This window comes from Jeotgalibaca ciconiae, assembly GCF_003955755.1.
GTDB classification, from domain to species: Bacteria; Bacillota; Bacilli; order Lactobacillales; family Aerococcaceae; genus Jeotgalibaca; species Jeotgalibaca ciconiae.
In genome coordinates this window covers 2,024,023-2,046,955 of record NZ_CP034465.1, presented here as the reverse complement: position 1 = coordinate 2,046,955, position 22,933 = coordinate 2,024,023, and the positions used below count along the sequence as shown (strand labels likewise).

Annotated in this window: 17 protein-coding genes and 1 pseudogene; 6 read left to right on the top strand and 12 right to left on the bottom strand. The window is 37.8% G+C overall.

Annotated elements, in window-relative coordinates; all coding sequences use genetic code 11:
- Positions 1-141 precede the first annotated feature (141 nt).
- The 3 genes from EJN90_RS09550 (at position 142) to EJN90_RS09535 (ending at position 4,898) form a co-directional block, all read left to right on the top strand.
- Positions 142-1,323 carry an IS110 family RNA-guided transposase gene (locus EJN90_RS09550; RefSeq protein WP_126112410.1) on the top strand — a complete coding sequence of 394 codons (1,182 nt, stop codon included), beginning with the start codon at positions 142-144 and terminating at the stop codon, positions 1,321-1,323.
- Between the two features lie 926 nt (positions 1,324-2,249).
- Positions 2,250-3,146: a fructose bisphosphate aldolase gene (locus tag EJN90_RS09540; RefSeq protein WP_126110683.1), complete on the top strand. Its 897-nt coding sequence runs from the start codon at positions 2,250-2,252 to the stop codon at positions 3,144-3,146.
- Positions 3,147-3,557: 411 nt separating this feature from the next.
- The gene (locus tag EJN90_RS09535) at positions 3,558-4,898 is read left to right on the top strand and encodes an APC family permease (protein WP_126110681.1); all 1,341 of its coding nucleotides are present in this window, start codon (positions 3,558-3,560) and stop codon (positions 4,896-4,898) included.
- A gap of 94 nt (positions 4,899-4,992) precedes the next feature.
- On the opposite strand, the gene EJN90_RS09530 is transcribed toward EJN90_RS09535, so the two are convergent.
- The 7 genes from EJN90_RS09530 to EJN90_RS09500 all read right to left on the bottom strand — a co-directional run bounded on the left by EJN90_RS09530 (position 4,993) and on the right by EJN90_RS09500 (position 14,116).
- Positions 4,993-5,598, bottom strand: a complete 606-nt coding sequence (locus EJN90_RS09530; RefSeq protein WP_126110679.1) for an NAD(P)H-dependent oxidoreductase — start codon at positions 5,596-5,598, stop codon at positions 4,993-4,995.
- Between the two features lie 204 nt (positions 5,599-5,802).
- A complete protein-coding gene (locus EJN90_RS09525) occupies positions 5,803-6,399 on the bottom strand; it encodes a hypothetical protein (RefSeq protein WP_126110677.1) in 597 nt (198 codons plus the stop codon).
- Positions 6,400-6,471: 72 nt separating this feature from the next.
- The gene (locus tag EJN90_RS09520; protein ID WP_164544053.1) at positions 6,472-7,734 is read right to left on the bottom strand and encodes a zinc ribbon domain-containing protein; all 1,263 of its coding nucleotides are present in this window, start codon (positions 7,732-7,734) and stop codon (positions 6,472-6,474) included.
- A gap of 280 nt (positions 7,735-8,014) precedes the next feature.
- Positions 8,015-9,493, bottom strand: a complete 1,479-nt coding sequence (locus EJN90_RS09515) for a sucrose-6-phosphate hydrolase (protein ID WP_126110673.1) — start codon at positions 9,491-9,493, stop codon at positions 8,015-8,017.
- Positions 9,494-9,508: 15 nt separating this feature from the next.
- Positions 9,509-10,912: a sucrose-specific PTS transporter subunit IIBC gene (locus EJN90_RS09510; protein ID WP_126110671.1), complete on the bottom strand. Its 1,404-nt coding sequence runs from the start codon at positions 10,910-10,912 to the stop codon at positions 9,509-9,511.
- A gap of 89 nt (positions 10,913-11,001) precedes the next feature.
- Positions 11,002-13,221, bottom strand: coding sequence for a glycoside hydrolase family 3 N-terminal domain-containing protein (locus EJN90_RS09505; RefSeq protein WP_126110669.1), 2,220 nt, complete (start codon positions 13,219-13,221; stop codon positions 11,002-11,004).
- A 46-nt stretch (positions 13,222-13,267) separates the two neighbouring features.
- The gene (locus EJN90_RS09500; RefSeq protein ID WP_164544052.1) at positions 13,268-14,116 is read right to left on the bottom strand and encodes an AraC family transcriptional regulator; all 849 of its coding nucleotides are present in this window, start codon (positions 14,114-14,116) and stop codon (positions 13,268-13,270) included.
- Between the two features lie 325 nt (positions 14,117-14,441).
- Between EJN90_RS09500 and EJN90_RS09495 the strand changes: the two genes are divergently transcribed.
- The 3 genes and pseudogenes from EJN90_RS09495 to EJN90_RS09485 all read left to right on the top strand — a co-directional run bounded on the left by EJN90_RS09495 (position 14,442) and on the right by EJN90_RS09485 (position 17,249).
- Entirely contained in the window at positions 14,442-15,467 is a 1,026-nt protein-coding gene (locus EJN90_RS09495; RefSeq protein WP_126110665.1) for a serine hydrolase domain-containing protein, read from the top strand.
- A 208-nt stretch (positions 15,468-15,675) separates the two neighbouring features.
- Positions 15,676-16,088, top strand: a pseudogene (gene spx, locus EJN90_RS09490) (transcriptional regulator Spx).
- Positions 16,089-16,199: 111 nt separating this feature from the next.
- Entirely contained in the window at positions 16,200-17,249 is a 1,050-nt protein-coding gene (locus tag EJN90_RS09485) for an MATE family efflux transporter (protein WP_126110661.1), read from the top strand.
- Positions 17,250-17,590: 341 nt separating this feature from the next.
- On the opposite strand, the gene EJN90_RS09480 is transcribed toward EJN90_RS09485, so the two are convergent.
- The 5 genes from EJN90_RS09480 to EJN90_RS09460 form a co-directional block, all read right to left on the bottom strand.
- A complete protein-coding gene (locus tag EJN90_RS09480) occupies positions 17,591-18,721 on the bottom strand; it encodes a glycerate kinase family protein (protein ID WP_126110659.1) in 1,131 nt (376 codons plus the stop codon).
- A gap of 783 nt (positions 18,722-19,504) precedes the next feature.
- On the bottom strand, positions 19,505-20,200 hold the full coding sequence (locus EJN90_RS09475; protein ID WP_126110657.1) for an N-acetylmannosamine-6-phosphate 2-epimerase: 696 nt from the start codon (positions 20,198-20,200) through the stop codon (positions 19,505-19,507).
- 71 nt (positions 20,201-20,271) lie between these two features.
- Entirely contained in the window at positions 20,272-20,937 is a 666-nt protein-coding gene (locus EJN90_RS09470) for an HAD family hydrolase (protein ID WP_126110655.1), read from the bottom strand.
- Between the two features lie 15 nt (positions 20,938-20,952).
- On the bottom strand, positions 20,953-21,501 hold the full coding sequence (locus EJN90_RS09465; RefSeq protein WP_126110653.1) for a MurR/RpiR family transcriptional regulator: 549 nt from the start codon (positions 21,499-21,501) through the stop codon (positions 20,953-20,955).
- Between the two features lie 145 nt (positions 21,502-21,646).
- On the bottom strand, positions 21,647-22,828 hold the full coding sequence (locus EJN90_RS09460) for an amidohydrolase (protein WP_126110651.1): 1,182 nt from the start codon (positions 22,826-22,828) through the stop codon (positions 21,647-21,649).
- Positions 22,829-22,933 lie beyond the last annotated feature (105 nt).

Below are 22,933 nucleotides of genomic sequence, written 5' to 3'. Positions count from 1 at the left end.
GATCTCTCTCTGTTAAGCAATCTACGTATAAGTTAGATGTTGAATATCTTTATGATATTACTCCGTATTTACCACAAGGCAGTGGTGCTTTTCAGATGAGTGGTCCTACCAATCCAAAATTTATATAAGTAGGTGTTTATGATGTTTTATCTTGGTATTGATATTGGAAAACGTACACACGCTGCTTCTATTATGTCTGACACTGGAAAAATCTTGCTGAAAGGCTTTTCCTTTAAAAACACAACAGAAGGCGGTGAACAACTCCTCCAACAGCTTAATCGCTTTTCAATAGATCCTGGTAACTTTTCTATTGTTATGGAAGCCACAGGCCATTATTGGTTAGCCTTGTTTTCATTCCTTGATACGAATCAATATACAGTTCATGTCATTAATCCCATCCAAACCGATGGTTGGCGAAAAGGAACTGAAATTCGAAAACGAAAAAATGATCGAATTGATTCTGTTTTAATTGCTGATTTAATTCGTTATGGTTCCTTTGGTGAATCTGCTTTGAGTGATGAGCCCTTACTTGAATTAAAACAACTGGCACGTTATCGGTCTTATTTAAAAGGAACAGCTAGCGATTTTAAACGTAAAATTATTGCCGTCATTGATCAAATATTTCCTGAATACGAGACAGTATTTTCTAAACAAGGAATTTTTGGAAAAGCTTCCAAACAGGTCCTTTATGAACTATCCTCGCCTGAAGCGATTAATGCTCTTCCAACAGAAAAACTAGCCCAGTTTTTATCTGAAAAGAGCCGGGGCCGCTTACGATTAGAGAAAGCAGAAAAATTGAAACAAGCTGCCGCTAATTCCTTCGGAATAACTCTCGCTCAGGATGCTTATCTTTTTCAGCTTCGTTCTATGCTTGAACAATTAATGTTTTTAGAAACGCAAGTGGAAGAAGTGGACCAACAAATTGAACAACGAATGAAACAGTTAGATTCCGTTATTCTCACCATTCCTGGGATTAGCTATACAAATGGTGCCACAATTCTAGGCGAAATTGGCGATATCAGCCGCTTCAGTACACCTAAAAAACTTGTAGCTTATGCAGAAATTGATGCCTCTGTCACACAGTCTGGAGAGTTCGAAGCCTCCCGTAATGTCATGAGTAAACGAGGTTCGCCTTACTTGCGAAAAGCCTTATTCTCAGCTGCGCTAGTTGCGTCAAACCATGATCCGACTCTAAAAGCTTTTTATCAGAAAAAAATATCGGAAGGAAAACATCACTTTACTGCCGTTGGCGCAGTCGCTCGAAAGCTTTGTTATATCGTCCATGCGATTCTAAAGAACAATGAAGCTTACAAAATTCAATAATCAATTTTAAAAAACAACAACTGTTGGGTTTATTTAGTATGCCCTCTAGTGCATTATTTATCTCTCATACAACAAAAAATTATTTTTAGAGAATATGAATCTTTTCTATTGACTTCTTATAGTTAGTCTTTCTTAATTAAAGTGGCTTTAATCGTAATATTAAATTTAGTTATCATAGAAAAAATAATATGATGCGCAAATAAAACTAAAAATCGGAAAACTTTAAATCTTTATTTGAACAGTCACTACAAATAATTGGAGCATTTTCAAATTCAAACACTTTAACAGGCATCGTCTGCGTTCTTAGATGGCTGGGAGGAAATCCCCACTTTACCCAACATTTTTCTCCTGTTTCGATGACTTTTTCACAGTTATCACAATGGAACTGTTTATCTTTTCCGCTGTACATAGTTTTTCCCTCTTCTTTTAATTAGATATTTTTTGTTACTCAGTCTCAAAATTTATTGTAACATGGTGCTTTCAAAATCATTAAATAAAAAACTTGTGATATGTGTCAAATATTTCTCGATGACCCTTTTGAATCCTATTTACTAGATGTTACCATCTGACATCCTTTTATTGTTTTAACATACTGAAGGATTCTATCCGGTGGAATCTTTTTTTGTATAGGTTTCCTTCTGTGTGGAGTTATTCCTCAGTTGAAAACAGATTTTTGCTTGCAACTGTTGTTTTTGGGGTAAATTCGTCAGTTGAAAATGAAATAAGGCTTGCAACTGTTGAAAGTTGCAATAAATCGGAAGCTGATTCACTGCTAAGTTGTTAGGAGAGGAAATCTCTTTTATAAAATCAAACTGGGTTCATCCGAAAAGTTTTTTCAAGGCTTCTTGCTGTTCATTTTCCTCGATTAACGTTACACTTTAAATATAGTTATAGCTTGTACAAATGAAAGAGGAGGAAAAATCACTATGAATCAAGAACAGTTAAAAGTCATTCAGAATAGAGAAGGGTTTATTGCAGCTTTGGATCAAAGTGGCGGCAGTACGCCCAAAGCTTTGAAACTTTATGGTGTTGAAGAAGACGCGTATTCAACAGAAGAAGAAATGTTTGACCTGGTCCATCAGATGCGTACTAGAATCATCACATCGCCTTCGTTTGACTCCAAGCAAATTCTAGGTGCCATTCTGTTTGAGCAAACGATGGAAAGCAAGATTCAAGACTTGTACAGCTCGGAGTTCTTGTGGGAAAAGAAGGAAATTGTTCCATTTCTTAAAGTCGACAAGGGACTGGCTGAACTTTCTAACGGTGTTCAATTGATGAAGCCTATCCCCGGTTTGGCGGAGCTTCTCGCTAAAGCGAAGGAACGACAAGTTTTCGGTACCAAGATGCGTTCGGTCATCAAGGAGCTGAACCCAGAAGGAATCCGGGCAGTTGTCGAGCAACAATTTGAAGTTGCCAGACAGATTCTGGATGCGGGGCTTGTGCCAATCATCGAACCTGAAGTCGACATCTATAGTGAGAAAAAAGATGAAGTGGAGACTATTCTGAAAGAAGAATTGCTGCGGAATCTGGATACCTTACACGAAGACGATCATGTTATGTTGAAGTTGACAATTCCTACTGTGGCTAATACTTATAAAGAAACCATTGACCATCCAAATGTTCTTCGGGTCGTGGCCCTTTCCGGCGGTTATTCAAGGGATGAGGCAAACGAAAAACTGAAAGAAAATGATGGTTTGATCGCCAGCTTCTCCCGTGCTCTCTCCCAAGACCTGAACGTCAACCAGACCGATGAGGAATTTAACGCCGCATTAAAGGATGCAATTGATAGCATTTTTGATGCTTCCGTAAATAAAAAAGCTTAGAAAGACAGAAGTAGAATGCTGTGACGATCATTTTTAAGAGGATTTACAGATGTAAAATGAATATAAAGAAAAATACCTCCTTCACGAAAGGCTTAGCAGTTGATTACGTGAAGGAGGTATTTTTGACAGCAGGAATCGCTCGGCCTTCCCACTTTTCCATTCCATTTGATCTAAAAGAAACATAAAATACTTTTCTGAAGGTTATCTTTCATATCGGTGTTTCCTTTTTTAATCAGAGACGGCAAATCAAAACCCTTCTCTTGCCTATTCATGGCAGGTAGCACAGGCAATAAAAATGCCTGCGCCATATTTGTTGATTCTGCTATGAAATAGTTCTTGACGAATCGTTTTTTCGTCCCTAGAATGTAGGGATGTATCGCTGACAAAGGAAATTTAGGAGAATTAGAAAACATGGAGAAAACAGAATTGAAAAAAAGTATCAGCGGCTTGACTGCGCTGACAGTATTAGTGGGTACTGTAATTGGAGCGGGGGTCTTCTTTAAGCCTACAGCGGTGTATTCTGCTAGCGGGGCCCCGGGTGTCGGGCTGTTGGCTTGGTTTGTTGCCGGTATCATTACCATCACTGGTGGTCTGACTGTTGCTGAAATTGGCACGATTTACTCGGAATCGGGCGGATTAATGCTGTATATGGAAAAAGTATATGGAAAGATTTGGGGGTTTCTGGCTGGATGGGCACAGATGATTGTTTATTTCCCAGCAAACTTTGCGGCTTTGGCCATTATCTTTGCGACGCAAGTTATCAATCTTTTCGGGTTAAGTGATCAATTGATCATTCCCATTGCGATTGGGACCGCCCTCTTTATAGCCCTCATGAATTTTATGGGAACGAAGCATGGCAGCAGGATTCAAAATGTCGCTACTTTCCTGAAACTTATTCCTCTTTTTATTATCATTATTGCTGGGTTACTTTATCCTGGAGGAGGTCAACAGAGCCTTATGCCTTTTGTTTCAGAAGACCATTCTTTCCTGACTGCTCTTAGCTCGGCACTGGTTGCCACCCTTTTTGCTTATGATGGTTGGATGAACGTTGGTACGTTGGCGGGAGAAATGAAAAATCCCGGGAAGACATTGCCGCGTGTAATTGTCGGTGGACTCTCCATCGTTATGGCCGTCTATCTAGCGATTAATGTTGCCTATCTTTTTGTAGTCGATAGTGCGACTCTGGCAGGAACTGCTACACCTGCAGCTGCCGTTGCTTCAAAGTTATTTCCAGGTATTGGCGGCAAATTAATCACGGTTGGAATTTTAATCTCTGTTTTTGGTGCAATGAATGGCTACTTCATTTCTGCTATACGCATTCCCTATGTACTGGCAAAAAGAGGATTGCTTCCCTTTGCTGACTGGTTCGGTGTTTTGCATCCCAAAACTTATGTCCCAATGAATGGCGGCATAATGATTGTTTCTATCTCTGTCGTGATGATGCTGTCCGGTTCGTTCAATCAGCTGACTGATTTGATTGTATTCGTTATATGGATTTTCTCTACCATGACTTTCCTGGCAGTCATTATCCTGCGGAAAAGAAAACCAGCAATTGAGCGCTCTTACAAAGTGCCGCTCTATCCCTTTATTCCGCTGGTAGCAATTGCAGGAGGCTTGTTTATTTTAATGAGTACTCTGCTGACGCAGCCGTTCAACGCTTTATTGGGAATCGTCTTGACTCTGTTGGGTGTTCCTGTTTTCTTATATACTCAAAAAAATCAAAAAGCTCCCGTTTTAATTGAAGAAGAATAATATTGGCATAGATTATCGAACAAGCAGCCCCATATGGAGGCTGCTTGTTTTGGAATGTTTTTCTTTTTCCACTTATTATGAAGTAAAATTCATCCTAAACGCGTGCGTCAATAATTTCTTCTGTTTCCTCTATATAATCTTCAAGCTCTTCCCTTGAGAGATAAGGCACTCTGCCATAGAAGATATGGTCAATAATTTCTACGTCAATACTATTGAACAACCATTCAGAGGTTAATGTTTTAATGGCTTGGGTAATCTTTGTATCCTCACCTGTCAGACTTTGCGGCTGACCAGTAGGTGTCAAAAATAAAGCCCGTTTTCCTGTGAATCGTCTTTTAGGTTCATCAGAGGTAAAACTATAGGCAAAACCATGTTGGAATACCCGGTCAATGTATCCTTTCATGATGGCTGGCATACCGTTCCACCAGATTGGGAATAGATAAATCAGTAACTCGCTTTCCATAATCAACTGCTGTTCGATTTTGACATCTGCTGGGTATTCATTATTTTCACGAACGAAATCACCTTCATTGGTATAGATCATGTCCGGTCCATCCAGAATAGGATTAAAATTCATTGCGTATAAGTCTCTCACTTCTACTTCATAGTTCTTTTTCTCGAGTACCTTTTTTACTCGATTTAATAGTGCGTATGAAAAACTTTCTTTTCTTGGGTGTGCGTAAACAATGAGTGCCTTCATGTTTATTTTTCTCCTTTTGAGTTGATGAATATCTTCCATTATATATTAAATAATGGGAGATTCGACAAGAAAGATGTAAACACTCCAACTTATTGAAGAGGTGGATTTTGTAGCACTCTTCTTTATAGCATATAAATATAAGCAGGAAGCAACATTCTTTTCAGAATAAAATACTCCCTGCTTTTTAGACATTCTCTCAATTATTTATCGTTTCTGGAATAATTTCCCTTCAAACATGATACCTTCTTCTATTGTTTCTAGTATCGGCTGATTTCCTTCTTGTTGCCCACTCATTGTTTCTTCTGTTGCAGTCAATGTGATATGAATGTAATCTTCGGCAATTTCATACTCTCTGTCATAATAAGGAATATATTCTTCTGAGTAATTTTCGATAGCAGTCATCATTTCATCTTCACTTTGGAAAACTTTTTTTGTTATCAACGTTTCAATCTTGAAATCTGCTGATGAATCAATGAGATAGGAATTAAGATCTCCTTCGTCTTTCATGACATATCCTAGTGATGACTCTGCGAATTCGATACCTTCCTTATCAGCGTCTTCATAATAAGTTCGGCTGTGCACGAACTTCCCGTCACTCGATAGTTCCAATAAAACCTCTTCTTCTGGTGTATCTTCTTGGATCGGACTTATGTACTCATATACGCCCACGAGCGAATCATCAATTATAGCTTCTACAACAACTTCTTCACTAGTGACTTTGGTTTCTTCTAATTCTTCCCCGTTGCAAGCAGTTAGCAATAATAATAAGCTAACACTTAGTAAAACTCGTATTTTCTTCATGTCTTTGCTCCTAGTCATATGGTTTTATAGCCCAAATATTTTCTATACCCATTAAGTATGAATGTAGTCATTTTAATCCACTGCCTCAATCGCCGCCAACTGTAATTTTGTCGGGATCCCCTCTTCATCGGTCTCGATTACTTTTATAGTCGCGACACACGGATGGACAGTGCGTATGCTTTCTTTGCTAGACCGTCTTGGATATTGACGACGTTCAACAATATTCATACTTATCTCGTAGGTATCCATGTCGGTTCGTAACATTTCAGAAGTCGAGTGGTCAAAACGAATATCATATGCCTCTGTGTCAGCTTTATTTTGGCTGACAAGGTTCGCTATTTGATCATAGATTGGATTTTCAGTTCCTCCTACTAACAGCTCAGAAAGTTCGGTGTAGGCTCTATCCTCAATTTCTTCGGAATTGTGGAAGTGATTGATAATATTGAAATACAAATCGAACAGTAGCCTTGAAGTCATCGGAAGATTTAATGGCTCAGCATACTTCGCGATAAAAACTTCATCTATTTCTCTAAGAATTTGTGGTTCGGTAGCGATTGTTCCAGAGGGATACTCTTTCTCTGCGTGTATCTCTACTCTCTTTTCCAACAAAATCGGCCCAAACTCTCCGTCTCCATCTTCATTAAGCGTGCCAGCAGGGTTTCCGTTAACAAATACAGTCCAACCAGATAAATCACCACCTACTTTAAAACGTTCACCCTCTAAAGGCAAATCGATGTAGACAGGAGCATCTTCATAATCCCAAACTAAATTGACAGAGTCTGAATTGACAAATTCAAATCCATTTAATGTTGCCATTGCAGTAATATCAAATTCGCCTGGAGCATACGGTCCCACTGTTGTTGAATAATCTTCACTATCAGAGACTTGAACTTCTTCTCCATCTATCAGAAAGGCAGTCCCCTTATAGTTGGTATGGAGCTCCATATAGACTGGCTCCAAGACAAAGTCGTAGTTGTCAAAAAAGAACATGGTTTTTCCATTTTGTACCATAGTCAGATTGTCTTGCTCTTCATCTCCAGAAAGGTACCTTTCCAAATCAAATAAATAAGTTGAATTCCCTTCAACAAACCGTATATAAGGTTGGATGGAATCTGCAGTAATTTCGAAGTTTGGATCATCGGTTGTGAGAATTTTTGCAGCCTGCACCGAGTCCCCTTTTTCTAAAATTTCCAGTAAATGTGCAATTTGCCCTTCTTTGCTATAAATTGTTTTTCCAATATTAAAAACAATCGTACAGATGAATGCAATAACTGCAATCGCATTCACAGTTATTTTTTGATTGCGTGTAATCTTCTTTATTTTATTTTCTTTCAATTCCATACCCCTTCCGAATTCCTCTTAAATTACAAGTAGTCTTAATATAACAAACTTCGGGTTCTTACGGTGACACCTTCTTGCCTTATTATCGTTCTATCGTTATTTTTTTGTTCAAGAATACGACTACTTTAAATCAGTTGTATAGTACAGATTTTTTTCTCGGACTGTACTATACAAATCGCCGGAAGAAAAGAATACTAACGACCAAGAGTGTTACGTTCGATATAAAAACAGAGATAAGTCTCAAATTATGGGACTCATCTCTGTTTGCAAACTTCTATTCAATTTTAAAAAGGCGCGTACTGACATGACTTTCTTTCATTTCCAAAAAGATAAATGTATCTTCTTTTTCTGGGAAAGCAAGACTCGATAATACTTTCAAGCCATCATTGAAAAAGATTTCTACGGATGAAGTATCAACGAAGATATTCATCTTCAACTCTTTGTTTGGAAGGAGTTTACTTTGACGTGTTGATTTTGTTTCATTCATCTTTCCAATCCCTACATTCGTGCGGTCTACTTCAACAAGACCTCGTTCTGAGTCAAAATCAACTTTTAAGTAGCGAGTCTGCTCTTTATTTGCCAAAAGATAGAGGGTCCCTTGTTGATTTTCAGGAAGAAGAATTTCTAATTCATAAGCATTTTCATCTGGCTGGTGTAAAGTTACCATGCTATTTATTTTCTCTGCTTTTTCTTCAAGCAATCGTTTAGTTTTGTTCATTTCTTCTACAGGATATTGATATAATTGGTTTCCTTTTACTTTCAATTCCTTCACTAAACTTAAACAATTTGTCCAACCATCTTGGTAAACAGGATACTCATTTTCTGGAAGTCCTAACCAGCTGACGCAAAGCGTTCTTCCGTCTGGCGCATCAATTGCTTGCGAAGCATATACATCGAAACCATCATCTAAATTTCGAAGTTCTGTTGTTCCTTCAAAAGTCAGCGACTGAAAATCAACGAAATCTCCTATTATATAGGCATTTGGATTCAAATTATCATAGTCTAGGATGGTCTTATCCAATCCTTGAGGACAGAATATTAAAATGGGTGTCTTTGACAATCCAACCAAATGTGGACATTCAATCATGTATCCCATTGATTCGTTGGTAAATGACAAGGGTCCTAAAAGCGACCAGCACTTCAAATCATCACTTTGATAGACTAGAATTTTTCCTTGTTCTTGATTTGTTTGAGCGCCAATCACGAGATAATAGCTATTTTCATGTTCAAATACCTGCGGATCACGAAAATGTCCTGTATATCCTTCTGGTATGTGATCAATCAATGGCTTTTCAAGTTTTAAAATCTTATCTTTTTTCATGACCGCACCTAACTGATAAGATGAGCGGTTCCATTCTTCATCGCGTACGTTTCCCGTATAGAAAATGCGCAAATCATCTCCAACTGGAAGAGCTGAACCGGAATAGGCACCGTGGCTGTCATAAACTGTATCTGGTAAAATTGCTGAACCCTGGCTTTCCCAATGGATTAAATCTTTAGATTCTACTTTATACCACGACTTTAACCCATGAACGGGTCCATATGGGAAAGCTTGATAAAATAAATGCCATTTCCCATCATGATATGAAAATCCATTTGGGTCGTTCAACAAGCCTGTTTCAGGCTGCACGTGAAACGTTTGTCGCCATTTCGAAGCTTGCACGGACGCTCTCAATTGATTCACATATTCTTCAGACCATTGATCATACGGTAGGTATTTTTCTTCCATCGTCCATTCTTTCTGTGGCAACATTGTCTGACTCCTAACTTATTTTTCTAACATGCCATCATTGTATCCAAACATCCATGTCAACCCGAAAGCGACAAAAAAACTAATGACACTGATCAAAATATACATAAAGAATTGATTATTTAAATACAATAAAAGTCCCGGAATTGCTGTAATAGACATCCCAGTTGCTTGCATGTTAAAGATACTTGCTAAGAATCCACCAACTGCTCCACCGAGTAACCCCATGATAAATGGTTTACCATAACGCAAGTTCACACCAAACATGGCTGGTTCAGTGATTCCTAATAAGGCTGAGAAAGTTGAAGGAAACGCAACTGCCTTGACTTTTGTTTTTTTACTTTTTAGCCCTACTGCAAAGGCTGCACCTGCTTGCGCAACAATTGAGGCAGTGCTTATCATATTTACTGGATTCCAGCCTGTTTCTGCTAATAATTGAATCTCAATTAAATTCAACGCATGGTGCAAGCCGGTTACAACGATAATCTGGTTCAGTCCCCCGTAAATCAACCCGCCCAAGCCAAACGGTAAATTCAAAATCCATTCTACAGCGTGCAGCAATAACATTTCAGCTTCGTGGAACACTGGGCCAACGAGGAATAATGCTAATAACAACATCGCTAATAAGCTAATAAATGGTGTTAAAATTAAATCTAATGCTGGAGGGACAACTTTCCGAACTTTTTTTTCAATATTGGCACCTAAGAATCCCATAATAAATGCTGGTAAGACTGACCCTTGATAGCCAGCAACTTTAATAAATCCGAAAAATAACAATGGATCTCCTGTTCCTTGAGCGACATCCCAAGAGGTTGGAAGTGAAGGACTAACAAGCATTAATCCGAGTAAAATCCCTAATAGCGGGCTTCCGCCAAAGACCCGGAATGCAGACCAACAAACCAAAACTGGTAAGAAAGCAAAGGCTGTATCTGTTAGAATCTGAGTCACCATAATGAAATTAGACGAAATGCTATCTGGCGTCATCCCAAATAAACCTAACATTTGTGGCTGTGTTAATAATCCCCGTAATCCCATGAACAAACCAGTCGCAACTAAAGCAGGAATGATAGGTACAAACACATCACCAAAGACACGTATCAATCGTTTCAAAGAACTGCCTTCTTTATCAGCAGCTTGTTCTTTTAAGCCTTCTTTTGTGGTTGCAGAAACACCGACTTCTTCCATCGCTTCATATACACGGTTAACAATTCCTGTTCCAAAAATAATTTGGTATTGTCCTGAGGTGAAGAAAAAGCCCTTCGCCTTGTCTATATTCTCCACTTTTTCGTCTTGAATTTTGTCACGGTCTTTCACCACTAAGCGCAAACGAGTTGCGCAGTGTGCCATTGAACTAATATTGTCTTGCCCACCTACTGCGTCAATAACATCTCTTGCTATATTTAAATATTCTTTTTCAGCCATGTTCTGTCTCCTTATCTTTTTTAGCTTCTTTTTAAGAACTATTTCTTATCACAAAACTTCTTCAATCGTTTTACTGATTGTTACATCCTTTACCGCTGTACAGTTAATTGGAAACGATCATCGAGCGCATGTTGTCCAATAAACAAGATATATTCTCCTGCTTCTACGATTTCATTGCCTTCGTTATCAATAAAAGAAAATAAGTCATCTGTTAATTCAAAAGCAACCTCACTCGTCTCTCCAGGTTTTAAAGATATTTTTTCAAATGCTCTCAATTCTTTTACTGGCCGTACAACCGAAGCTGCTTTATCTTGTACGTATAATTGCACAACCTCTTTGGTTGGATAGACACCTGTATTCCTTACTTGAATCGTCACATAATGCTTGCCGGCCTCTTCCTTAGCCTTCATTTCCGTATACTCCACTTGACTATAGGATAGACCAAAACCAAATGGAAACAGCGGACTGTTACTTTCATCCAAATAACGAGATGCGAAGCGATGATAGGGCTCAATGCGCTCATGAGGCCGGCCCGTACTAAGCTCACTATAGTAGATCGGAATTTGACCGACCGCTCTTGGGAAAGTCATCGATAGACGAGCTGATGGGTTCACTTTTCCCGATAGGATTTCCGCCAAGACTTTTCCAGACATCGTCCCAGGGAACCAAGCATAGATAATCGCTTCTACTTCATCTACTACTTTGTCTAAAAGTAAGGGACGCCCAGAGAAAACAATTAGAATAATCGGTTTCCCTGTTTTCTTTAATTCCTTCAGTAAAGCGATTTGATGTTCAGGCAGTGATGGGTTTACGCGAGAACCGCCTTCACCGCTTTGATAGGCAGACTCACCTAATGCTAATAACACTATGTCTGAAGCATTTGCTATTTCCAGAGCTTCTGCCAACAATTGTTCTTGGCTTTGAGTCTCTTCCACAAAACGATCCGCATATTTCCCAAACTGATAAAAATCTTTTTCTTGAATCAAAGGGGCACCTGATGCTACTTCAATATCCCAACCCAGATTTTCTTCGTCTGAGAATTCTGTCAGTCCATCATATAATGAATAGGCATCTTCTTCGTCACCGGTGATTGCCCAGAAGCCAAGAACCGACTTCTCTTTGCTATAAGGACCAATCAAAGCAATTTTCTTTTTCTTCAATGGTAGTTGATCGGCATTTTTCAATAAGACAATCGACTCTCTTGCCAATTCCTCCATCGCTTCTATATGTTCTCTTGGGAAAGAAGAAGTTTCTGCTTCTGCTTCTCGTTTCATACCACGATAAGGATCTTCAAATAATCCTAAATCATTTTTCAATGTCAACACACGGTAAGCTGATTCATCGACCAATTGTAGAAGCAGAGGATTCTCTTCTGTTAGCGTCTTCAGCTCATTCGCATAAATAGCCGTTTTCATATCAATGTCTACGGTACTCTGAATTGCTTTTTCAGCTGATTCCTGATTATTTGCTGTGTATCCGTGGTATTTCAATTCTTCTATCGCCGCATAATCTGAAATCAAGACACCTTCAAAATCGTATTCGTCTCTTAAAAGTTCTTTGTTTAACCATTCATTTCCGGTACAAGGAATCCCATTCAAGGTATTAAAGGCTGTCATAACAAGCTTTACACCAGCATCCATTGCTGCTTTATAGCTAGGCAGGTAAGTATTTCTCAAAGATGTCATAGATAAGTCGACACTGTTGTATTCTCTTCCTGCTGTCGGGGCACCGTATGCTGCAAAATGCTTCACGCAAGCCGCAATATGATTTTCCCCAATCATTTCCCTGTTTCCTTGTATACCGCGAACCATATGCTCTGCATATTTCTTTGCCAATAAAACATCTTCTCCAGGAGACTCCATCACTCGTCCCCAACGTGCGTCTCTTGCGACATCCACCATTGGAGAAAAAGTAACATGAATGCCCGCATCATAACATTCCTTTGCTATCACTTGCGCACTTTTTTCAATTAAATCAAAGTTCCAACTACATGTTTGTGCTAGCGGAATGGGGAAAATACTTTTATAGCCATAAATAACATCTGCCATAAATAATAATGGAATGCGATGGGTAGCTCGTTTTAAGTACTCGGTTTGAAGTTCCACCACATTTTTAGAATCCGTTACATTCAGAACTGAACCTACATTAAACGGTTCAAAATTATCGTGTAATCCTAGTTTCTTCATTGGTCCCGTTTCCATTATTCTTTCGTCAATATTAAAGAAATCTCCTGTTAGCTGAATCATTTGACCTACTTTTTCTTCAAAAGAAAGTGTTGAGAATAATCGGTCTAGTTTTTCTTTGTTCATTTTCGCACCCCTTCTTTCTATAAACACTATAAAGTGTTTTCTTTTTCTAAAACAGTTGCTTTTTTATGGTATTTCGGTCATTTTTTATCTTTTTTATATATTCTCTTGGCGTCATAAGCATGGCTTCTTTAAATGCGGTGCGCAAAGATTTTTCATTAGCAAATCCTGATTTTTGTGCAATAATTTCCAGTGTTAATTCAGTATTTTCAATCATATTAATCGCATGTTCCAAACAGAGACTTTTTTTATACTCTGAGAATGTTTGACCGGTACTCTCTTTGATCATTCGAGAAAGATAAGTCGCTGTATATCCCGATAAACGGGCCAATTCTTCTAAAGTGAGTTGGCTTGCATAGTTTTCTTGCATCAAATGAATGATATCTTTGATTTTTTTATTACGATTTTTAGTTCGTTGATCAAGAACTTCATTTGTCGAGAATTCCTTTAGCAGAATATAGATAAATTCATTCAACAGACTTCGTTGATGAAACACGATATATGAATCTTCTTTTTGTGTAGAGGCAAAAATTTGTTGGATTAATTTGATTTCTTGCTGATAAATGTCTTGCTTCTCTTTTTGTTCCCATACATTTATTCGAGCTTCCTTATCTAAAAAAAGTTTCGAATGGAAGTAGAATACGACAAATTCGCCCTGCTCATAACTTTGTGTGGAATGAGGAACCAAGCTGTTAATGACAAAAAACTGTCCGGCTTGTAAGATGATAATCTTCCCTTCCACCCAAATCTTCATTTTTCCGGAAATACAATACAGTACTTCTATCTCTTTGTGAAAGTGCATCGGTATAATTCGATTAATATCCTTGGCTTGAAAACTAAATAAGAAAAACCCCTGATTTTCATCAATGTATATCTTTTCATAATTTTGTGTATCCACAATCTCCATCCTCCGTTTTTTATTGTTATTCTATTCTTATTTATATTTTGACTTAATTTTTAGATTTACTTAGACCATAATATCCTACTCTACCAAAAAATAGTTCATTCAGAAAATCCCCGTAAAAACTCAGCGATGACTTATAGAATTAAATATACACTGATACAACTGTTTCTAAAGAGATATTTTGCGCAGTCTTGTAACGAATGTTATAATTTCAGTACAAGGGGGAGATGAAGATGATTCGTTTTCAAATATGAAAAGGATAACCTAATGTTATTTACAATTCATTTTATTTGTAACTTACATTAGGAGGAATTTTAAAATGCGCAAACAACTTATTATTGAAAAGTTAAATGAAAAACAAAAAGAATTACAATTCTCTGGCAATGTCAGAGTCATCCAAAATAGTGACAGTTTCACTTGCAACTTTGGTTATGCTAATTTGCCAGAAAAACTCGAAAATAAAGCACATACTCGTTTTGGGATTGCTTCTGGAAGCAAAATCTTTACTGCAATCTCCATTTGCCAATTAGTGGAACAAGGAAAACTTGCCTTTGATACCAAGCTCAATGACTGTTTAGCTATTGATTTTCTATATTTTGATAAGAATATTACAATCCATCATTTATTAACCCATACTTCAGGGGTTCCGGACTATTTTGATGAAGATGTTATGGAAGACTTTGAGGAACTTTGGATTGATCGGCCAATGTATCATATAAGAAATGTAAAAGATTTCCTGCCAATGTTTCAATACGAAAAAATGATTGATAAAGTTGACAGCGCTTTTAAATATAACAATACCGGTTATATTCTATTAGGTTTAGTGATTGAAGCAGTTAGTGGAATGATTTTTTCTGAATATATTCAAAAGAACATATTTGAATCTGCAAAAATGGCCGATTCAGGTTATTTTTCACTGGATTTGTTGCCATCTAACGTAGCAACTGGATATGTAGATGAGCCAGAAGGAATTCTGAAATCAAATGTTTTCTCAATACCCGCTAAAGGTAGTCCAGATGGCGGTGCGTATGTGTCTGTAGAAGATATGGAATGTTTTTGGGAAGCGTTACTGAATTATCAATTACTGACAAAGCCTATGACCGAATTGTTGTTAACACCACAAGTTCATGAAGAAGATGATTATTTTTATGGATACGGTGGATTCATGAAAGTTCGTGAGCAGAAAGTAGTCAAATTTGTTCAAATGGGGTATGACCCTGGTGTGAATTATCATTCCGTTCACTATCCTCACGATGATTTAACAATTATCGTATGTTCAAACAAATCATCAGGTGCCTTTGAAATGCAAAATGTTGTCGAACAAGCCTTACTGGAACAAGACTGATAAAAGCTATTTCACAATGAAGGCGCTCTAACACATTAAATAATCCTCCTGACGTCGAAAAAATGACTTCAGGAGGATTATTTTTCTTTCAAGGATTAAGAAAGAACCACTTTTTTCCTGTCAGAGTCAAATAATTGATAAATAACATTTATTGTGAGAAAACCAAGAGATGAAAGGGTTATCATTTTTTTATAAAGGGGAGATTAACATGATTCAATTATATGTAGTGCCGGATGTCTCTCGTGTCGCAAGGCGCGAACTTGGCTAGAAGAGAATGGAATTGAGTATGAGGAATATAATCTTTTTTCTGATCCTCCCAGTGTACTGGCACTTAAAACGATGCTTCAGCTGACAGAAGAAGGAACGACAGAACTTATCTCCATTCGTTCCAAAACTTTTCAAGAGCTGGATATTGATTTAGATGACCTCTCCATTTCACGTTTCTTCGAACTGGTCCAGGTTAATCCCGGTCTGCTTCGTCGACCTATCATTATGGATACAAAGAGATTAGTTGTTGGCTATAATGATGATAATATTCGTGCTTTCCTGCCAAGAGAAGTACGAAAAATTGAATTGCAAAGGATGCAAACGGTCATTAACCATGACGAACAAACGGCTTAATATAATTTTTTTTACTATCATTTGAAAAGTTATTATTTGCTTGTTGTCACAATAAAAGCTATAGTGAGGGTGCAATAGAAATTATCATAATTAATGAAGGAGGACGTAATAATGGAACGTGTGAAGACTTCAAAAGGCTGGAAAAAACACTTGGTGGCGGAAGCAGGATTCAATATCTCTTGGGGTGCCGTTATTGCAGGTGTGGTCACTTTCTTTGCTAGTTTAGCTACTCTGTCTTTAATCGGAAGCGCAATTGGTTTTGGGGTGGTTGAACCTACATCCAATGATCCCTTTTCTGGAGTGGGAACAGGTCTCTTGATTTGGACCGTCGTTATGGTCGTGCTTTCCTTCATGGCAGCTGGTTTCGTAGCCGGTATGGCAGCTCGACGAGTTGGTATGTTACATGGTTTCCTAACATGGGCGACCAGCGTTATCCTGCTAATTGTTATGCTCTCATATGTAGCCACTAGTGCCTTATCCGCGGTAGGCTCTTTGTTTGGAAGTGCCTTTTCACTTGTAGGAGAAGGTGCGTCAGCAGCTGCTTCAGGAGTGGAAACTGTCATTTCCGAGGGAGTAGACAGCATAACTGGCACCATGGAAGATGTAGATACGCAAGAGTTACAGACTCAAGTAGAAGATATTTTAGCAGATACCGACGTGCCGGAGTTGCAACCGGAGTATCTTTCTAACGAATTAGATGAAGCACGTAATGAAGTCACTGAAGCTGGGAAAGACTTGCTAACGGATCCAGAAAATTCGGAAGAGATTCTTTCTTCTTTAGCAGAATCATTACAGAGTCGAGCCGAGGCTATTGGCAATGCAGCAGATCGTGATGCTATAGCGGAAGCTGTTTCGTCTAATACCGATTTGACGGAAGAAGAAGCAAGTGAAGCTACCGATAATATTTATAATGGACTACAAACGGCGAGCGAAAGCGCTCAGGACCTTATTAATCAAGCTGCAGATGGCATTGAAGAAGCACAACAACAAATTGATCAGGCTATTGAAGATGCAAGAGTTGCAGCGGAAGATGCTTCAAATGCCACTTCCAAAGCTTCCATTTGGGCATTCGTTGCTCTCGTATTGGGATTAATCCTGACTACCATTTCAGGTATCTGGGGTTCAGACTTCGTTGGAAGTCGTGCCGAAGAGATTATGTAATTAACTAAAAATGGCTCTATCATTTAAGGTACTGGTGAATCGGTTTGATTCACTAGCACCTTTTTTTATTTTCTTGCACAAAGAGATTTGATTGAACGGCATTTATCAGGGTAAACAGGCCATTTTATCCGCCTCTTTCCTTGATAAATAGTTGTTATCAAGGAAAGAGGGCTGTAAAAAAGAAGACTTTAGCTGATAAATTGCTTTTATCAAGGAAAGTCTCCACTTTAATCAGCACTTCTACCTGATAAAAATCAAATATGACCCATATCAAACAAATACTGCCATTATTTGCTTACCTGTATGGCATGATATCGTCAACTCCCTATCCTAGTAGATAATTACGATAATGTTTTACCATAATCTATTAATTTAAACGTTCTATTCACAGCTGATTCTAACAATATCTGGCTCTTTTTCATCGCTTCATCCAATGACATCGGCTCGTCGACAATCGGTATTGTTGCTTTTATATTTTCTTCGGGTAAATCAACTAGACCTTTTTCAATGATGCCAGCAAAAATAATCACTGGCGTTTGATATTTTTTTGCTAACCGGCTAATTCCAATGGGAACTTTCCCTTGTAAAGACTGGCTGTCAAATTTTCCTTCTCCAGTTATGATGAGATCCGCATTTTTTATTTTGTTTTCTAGATTTCCTTTTTCTGCAAGTAATTGAAAGCCACTTTGAAAACTTGCATTCAGAAATGAATATAAAGCAAAGCCAATTCCTCCAGCAGCACCTGCTCCAGGAGTATAATGCTGCTTAGTTTTTGTAGCTTCGTTAACAACTTTTGCATAGTGCTCCATTTCTTTATCATAATTATCTAAGTCGTGTGCAAATATCCCTTTTTGTGGTCCAAAAACATATACAGCGCCTTTTTTACCAAATAATTCATTATCCACATCCGAGGCTATAGTAATTTTTATATTTCTTAACCTTGCATCCATTTTTTCTTTATTTATTCGATGTATTTTACCTAATTCAATCGGCAGTATGGGTATCAATTTATTATTGAGGTCATAAAATTCTACTCCTAAAGCTTGCAACATTCCCATTCCACCATCAACTGTTGCACTTCCTCCCAATCCAATAATAATCTCCTTTGCTCCTAAATTAAGTGCTGAAACAATTTGTTCTCCAACCCCATAAGAAGTATGATTTCTCGGATGGAGACTGGAAGAAGTTATTTTTGTAATCCCTGCTCCTTCAGCCACTTCAATAATAGCCAATCTTTCTGTTTCAACCCATCCATATTTCCCGTCTATCTTCGCCCCTTCTGGTCCAATTATCTTTTCTTCCACATATCGCCCTTTTAATATTTCGATGAAAGCTTCTACTGTCCCTTCACCGCCGTCTGCCACTGTGAATGTTTCTACTTGATGTTGTGGCAGAGTTTTTTTAATCACTTCATTTGCTTCTTTGCTGGTCATCGAGCCCTTAAAGGAGTCTATAGCAGTAACGATTTTCATTGTATCTCCTCCTGCTTTAAGAAAGGTGAAGCCATTTATGAGCTGTTATCCTTCTTGATGATTTATTGGTTTGTCGTTTATATTTAGAATAACGGATGTTAGAGGATTAGTCGACTGGATGGAACATTATTTATTGAAGAATTAAAAATAAAAGAAACGTGCGATAAGCAAAGCGGATTCTCTCTGTCTAGAGCATAACAGCTCCATCATTTCTGGTGTTGGTTCCTCGAAAGAAATTTCTTTTGGAATGGCCGGTTTTGCTTGTATGATGCCATTGAATTCACTCCATGGCTACAAGCAAAACCTATTCCGTCAGAAATTTCAAAATAGGGCTTGTATAATTCTAACAACCCTAAAAAATAGAGAGCCAGCATAACAAAAGAGACTTTGAATTAAGTTTCTAATTCTAAAGCCTCTTTTTCCTGCATTTTTTAAAAGATGTGTTGCGAAGCAATTGGAGAATGATGATGAAGGGCATTCTTGATAATCTTTTGGCAATTTCATTCAGTGGTCAGGTTTCACTGCTCCCACTGGATGAGAATAATGACTAATTTCATTCAGTGACAGTCCGAGTAGGTCCTTACTAGACAATATTAGCTATTAATTTCATTTAGTGATAACAAAATTACGGGTCACTAGATGAAATAGTACAAATAGCTCCAGAGGCTGATCAAAAGGTCAGCCTCTTTCAGAGTAATTTTCTAAAACATGCTCCAAAAGCTAGATCCGAAGCCCCGCTTGTCATTTCTTCAAAAGATCATTTTTTATTTATTGCAGATTTTCTTAGCTGCCTTTTATTAACTCTATAAATCTTTCAGTGATTTGCTGAGGTCGAGTAATCGCTCCTCCTACAACAACAGCATACGCCCCTACTTCTAAACACCGTTTCGCCATTTCCGGTGTTATGACATTTCCCTCAGCAATGACAGGTATTTTTATTTTTTCCAATATCTCTTTTAACAGAATAAAATCCTCTGAATATAATTTTTGTCCTTCTGTTTCTTCAGTATACCCAACGAGTGTTGTAGAAATACAGTCGAATCCTAACTTTTCAGCTTTTTCAGCTTCATCGATTGTTGAAATATCTGCCATGACAGGCAAATCCTTATACCTTAATTTAATTTCTTTTATAAAGGTTTCTAAGTCTAAACCATCGGGTCGTTTGCGACTCGTAGCATCCACTGCAATCATGTCGGCTCCTGCTGCAACAACTTTCTCTACTTCAGACAAGGTGGGAGTAATGAATACTTTATAGTTTTCATACTCTTTTTTTAAAATACCAATAACTGGAAGAGGTACTTCTTTTTTGATGGCTACGATATCCTCATATCCGTTCGCCCGAATCCCGCTTGCGCCCCCTTGGTAAGCGGCAAGTGCCATTTTACTCATAATATGAGGGCTGTGCAAAGGTTCATCTTCTAGAGCTTGGCATGAAACGATGAGTTTTCCCTTTAAGCTTTTTAATGAAAATTGCTCCATAAAAATTACCTCCAAATTTTTACTTTTAGATATCGAAAGCAGGAAAAACTTATGAAGATTTGTTTTTTCTTCTATTCTCTATTCTCAATATACGCAATAACTTCACTCAAATCGTCTCGTATCACATCACTAATTTCCCTTAGTTCATCAGATACTTGTATACGGTCCGGGATAAAGATGTTATGAATTTGCGCTGCTCTGGCTGCTTTTAAACCGTGTATCGAGTCTTCTAGTACAATGGCATTTTCAGGCGGAACTTTCATACTTTCACAGGCCTTTAAAAAGATATCGGGTGCTGGTTTGCCGTTTTCTACTTCTTCTCCAGAAACAACGCAATCAAAGTAATGGCGTATTCCTTCTAAATCCAAATAATATTCAATCGTTTCAGTTGAACTAGAAGAAGCTACTGCCATTTTTATTTCATTACTTTCTAAATAGTTCAACAATTCAATTAAACCTTTTTTCTTATGCACAGTTTTATTTTTCGTTATATATTCTTTCTGGTTAAAAATGACTTGCTTCTGCCATCCGGTAATATCTGCTTCTTTCCCATATACTTTTTCTAAGAATGTAGGAATATCTTTTTCTCGAATCCCAATCATAGAAGTATGAATTTTTTCATCGATAGGAAACTGATGAAGCGTGGCAGCTTCTAACCATGCTTCGTAATTGATGCGTTCAGTATCAAACATCAAACCATCCATATCGAAAATCACTAACTTAAGTTGATTTTTCACTCTCTTCTTCTCCTCCTATACTCGACGCTTGGCAATACCTTTGCGAATTTCCAACAGTTGATCTTCCACATGTTTCATTTTTTTAAGACTTGCGGCAACGAACAAAATATCGATTAAAAGCATGGTCGTTTGGCGAGATTCCATTGCTTCTGAGACAAATTTTGCTCCTTCTTCATAGGCTGTTAGGTGATAATCCACTTCAGCAGCCAATGGTGACGAAGCACTACCTGTTATTCCTACAGTAATGACTCCTTTTTCTTGCAAATCTGGTATCAGTTCAATCAGATCTTTATTACTCCCTGAACTTGAAAAGAGAAAACACACATCAGCTGGTTTAGATGTAGAAATCAAAATAGACTGCCAATGCAGATCAGCTTCTGAAAAAGAATTTTGGTTAAATCTGACAAATTTATGACGAGCGTCGTCTGCAATTGAATAGGATCCGCCCATTCCAAAGAAGTATAGTGCGTTGGAATCCAGCATTTTCTCGACAATTTGATCGATTACTTCTGTTTTATTGTTTTCAACAGTTGCTTTTGCACTATTTATATAGGACGTCAGCATCTTTTGCGAAACAATATATGTGTCATCTTCTTTATTTATGTCAGAATGAAGTTCTTTTTCAGGACTATCTTAAACAATGCGCGCCACTCTTTGTTCAGCGTTATTTAATTCATGATACTTATTTAATATTATTTCTAAAGCAGTACTATTTCCCATTAGACTTCTCTTCCAACTCCTTTTTGGAAGCTTGCAGTAATTCAGGATTTAAAAATAAATCAATTGCCGTGCTTGCCATTACTTTGCTTCCTAATAATATTGCTTCTTTTGATTTAGGAGAGTTACTAAGTTCTAGAAACTCGTCCGTATGATTTGAAACTTTTTTGGATGGTAAGAGTGTAGGATAAACCATTGCACCCGGGATGACGCGATTAACGTTTCCAAAATCTTCAAAACCGCTATCGTCAACCATTCCATCCATAATCGGCTCATCAAATAAAATCATGTTTTCGCGAAGTAAGTTCCCGATTGTTTCATTGATTACCCGTCCTTGATAACCACGGATATCTCTTATTTCAAACTGATTACCAGTTGTTAATGCTGCGCCTTCCAGTATTTCTTTTACGCGCTGTATCGCTTTTTCCATTGAACTGTCTTCGAAAGCAGTGATGGTAACGAGCAGTGTGGATGTAACTGGTAATAATCCATCATTTTCATTTGCGGTCATGATAAATGGCATAATGGACACATCATTTGGTAAATATCGTAATGCATTAGCTAAATATTGATAGGCGAGCACCGTTGCTTCCGTTGCATTAACACCACGTTCAGGCCGCGATATGGCACTGCTTAATTGACCGGTATAAGTTACCTCAATGCTGTGGGAAGATTTACATCTTCCAGCTACTTTAGACTTTCCAGTTGTTGGATGTAAAAGTAAGGCGGCATCTACACCATCAAACCCTCCATTTTCGAGAATAATGATTTTCCCGCCGCCTGTTTCTTCTGCAGATGTTCCAATTATTTTTAATGTTCCAAAAATATTAAGTTCTTCCATAGCATGTTTTGCGCCTATTCCAGCACCAATGCCTGATGCAGCGATGACGTTGTGTCCACAAGCATGGCCGTTACTTAGCGCATCATATTCTGCTAAAATGGCTATGGTTGGTCCATTTTCTCCATTTTTGAAAGTTGCTTCGAATGACGTCTCCAATGTACCATGTGGTTTTTTTATTTCAAAGCCTTGTTTCTGTAGGTAATTCGACAAATATTCACTTGCATAGTACTCTTCAAAAGCCATTTCTGGATGATGATAAATGTCTGAACTGATTTTGAATAGTTCTTCCTTTTTTTCATTTAAATAAAATTCGATTATTTTCTTTTTTTCCATCTCTCCCACCCTATCAATTGATCAAGTAACGAGAACCCAATTACATTACATAAAATGGTTATTTAACAGTTATTTACTTGTTATTTGGTAACTAAATTACATCTC

What these genes read in the sequence shown, in the direction of transcription:
- EJN90_RS09550 (WP_126112410.1), top strand. Translation starts at nt 142, where the DNA reads ATGTTTTATCTTGGTATTGATATTGGAAAACGTACACACGCTGCTTCT.
- EJN90_RS09540 (WP_126110683.1), top strand. Translation starts at nt 2,250, where the DNA reads ATGAATCAAGAACAGTTAAAAGTCATTCAGAATAGAGAAGGGTTTATT.
- EJN90_RS09535 (WP_126110681.1), top strand. Translation starts at nt 3,558, where the DNA reads ATGGAGAAAACAGAATTGAAAAAAAGTATCAGCGGCTTGACTGCGCTG.
- EJN90_RS09530 (WP_126110679.1), bottom strand. Translation starts at nt 5,598, where the DNA reads ATGAAGGCACTCATTGTTTACGCACACCCAAGAAAAGAAAGTTTTTCA.
- EJN90_RS09525 (WP_126110677.1), bottom strand. Translation starts at nt 6,399, where the DNA reads ATGAAGAAAATACGAGTTTTACTAAGTGTTAGCTTATTATTATTGCTA.
- EJN90_RS09515 (WP_126110673.1), bottom strand. Translation starts at nt 9,493, where the DNA reads ATGTTGCCACAGAAAGAATGGACGATGGAAGAAAAATACCTACCGTAT.
- EJN90_RS09510 (WP_126110671.1), bottom strand. Translation starts at nt 10,912, where the DNA reads ATGGCTGAAAAAGAATATTTAAATATAGCAAGAGATGTTATTGACGCA.
- EJN90_RS09505 (WP_126110669.1), bottom strand. Translation starts at nt 13,221, where the DNA reads ATGAACAAAGAAAAACTAGACCGATTATTCTCAACACTTTCTTTTGAA.
- EJN90_RS09495 (WP_126110665.1), top strand. Translation starts at nt 14,442, where the DNA reads ATGCGCAAACAACTTATTATTGAAAAGTTAAATGAAAAACAAAAAGAA.
- EJN90_RS09485 (WP_126110661.1), top strand. Translation starts at nt 16,200, where the DNA reads ATGGAACGTGTGAAGACTTCAAAAGGCTGGAAAAAACACTTGGTGGCG.
- EJN90_RS09480 (WP_126110659.1), bottom strand. Translation starts at nt 18,721, where the DNA reads ATGAAAATCGTTACTGCTATAGACTCCTTTAAGGGCTCGATGACCAGC.
- EJN90_RS09475 (WP_126110657.1), bottom strand. Translation starts at nt 20,200, where the DNA reads ATGGAGCAATTTTCATTAAAAAGCTTAAAGGGAAAACTCATCGTTTCA.
- EJN90_RS09465 (WP_126110653.1), bottom strand. Translation starts at nt 21,501, where the DNA reads ATGCTGACGTCCTATATAAATAGTGCAAAAGCAACTGTTGAAAACAAT.
- EJN90_RS09460 (WP_126110651.1), bottom strand. Translation starts at nt 22,828, where the DNA reads ATGGAAAAAAAGAAAATAATCGAATTTTATTTAAATGAAAAAAAGGAA.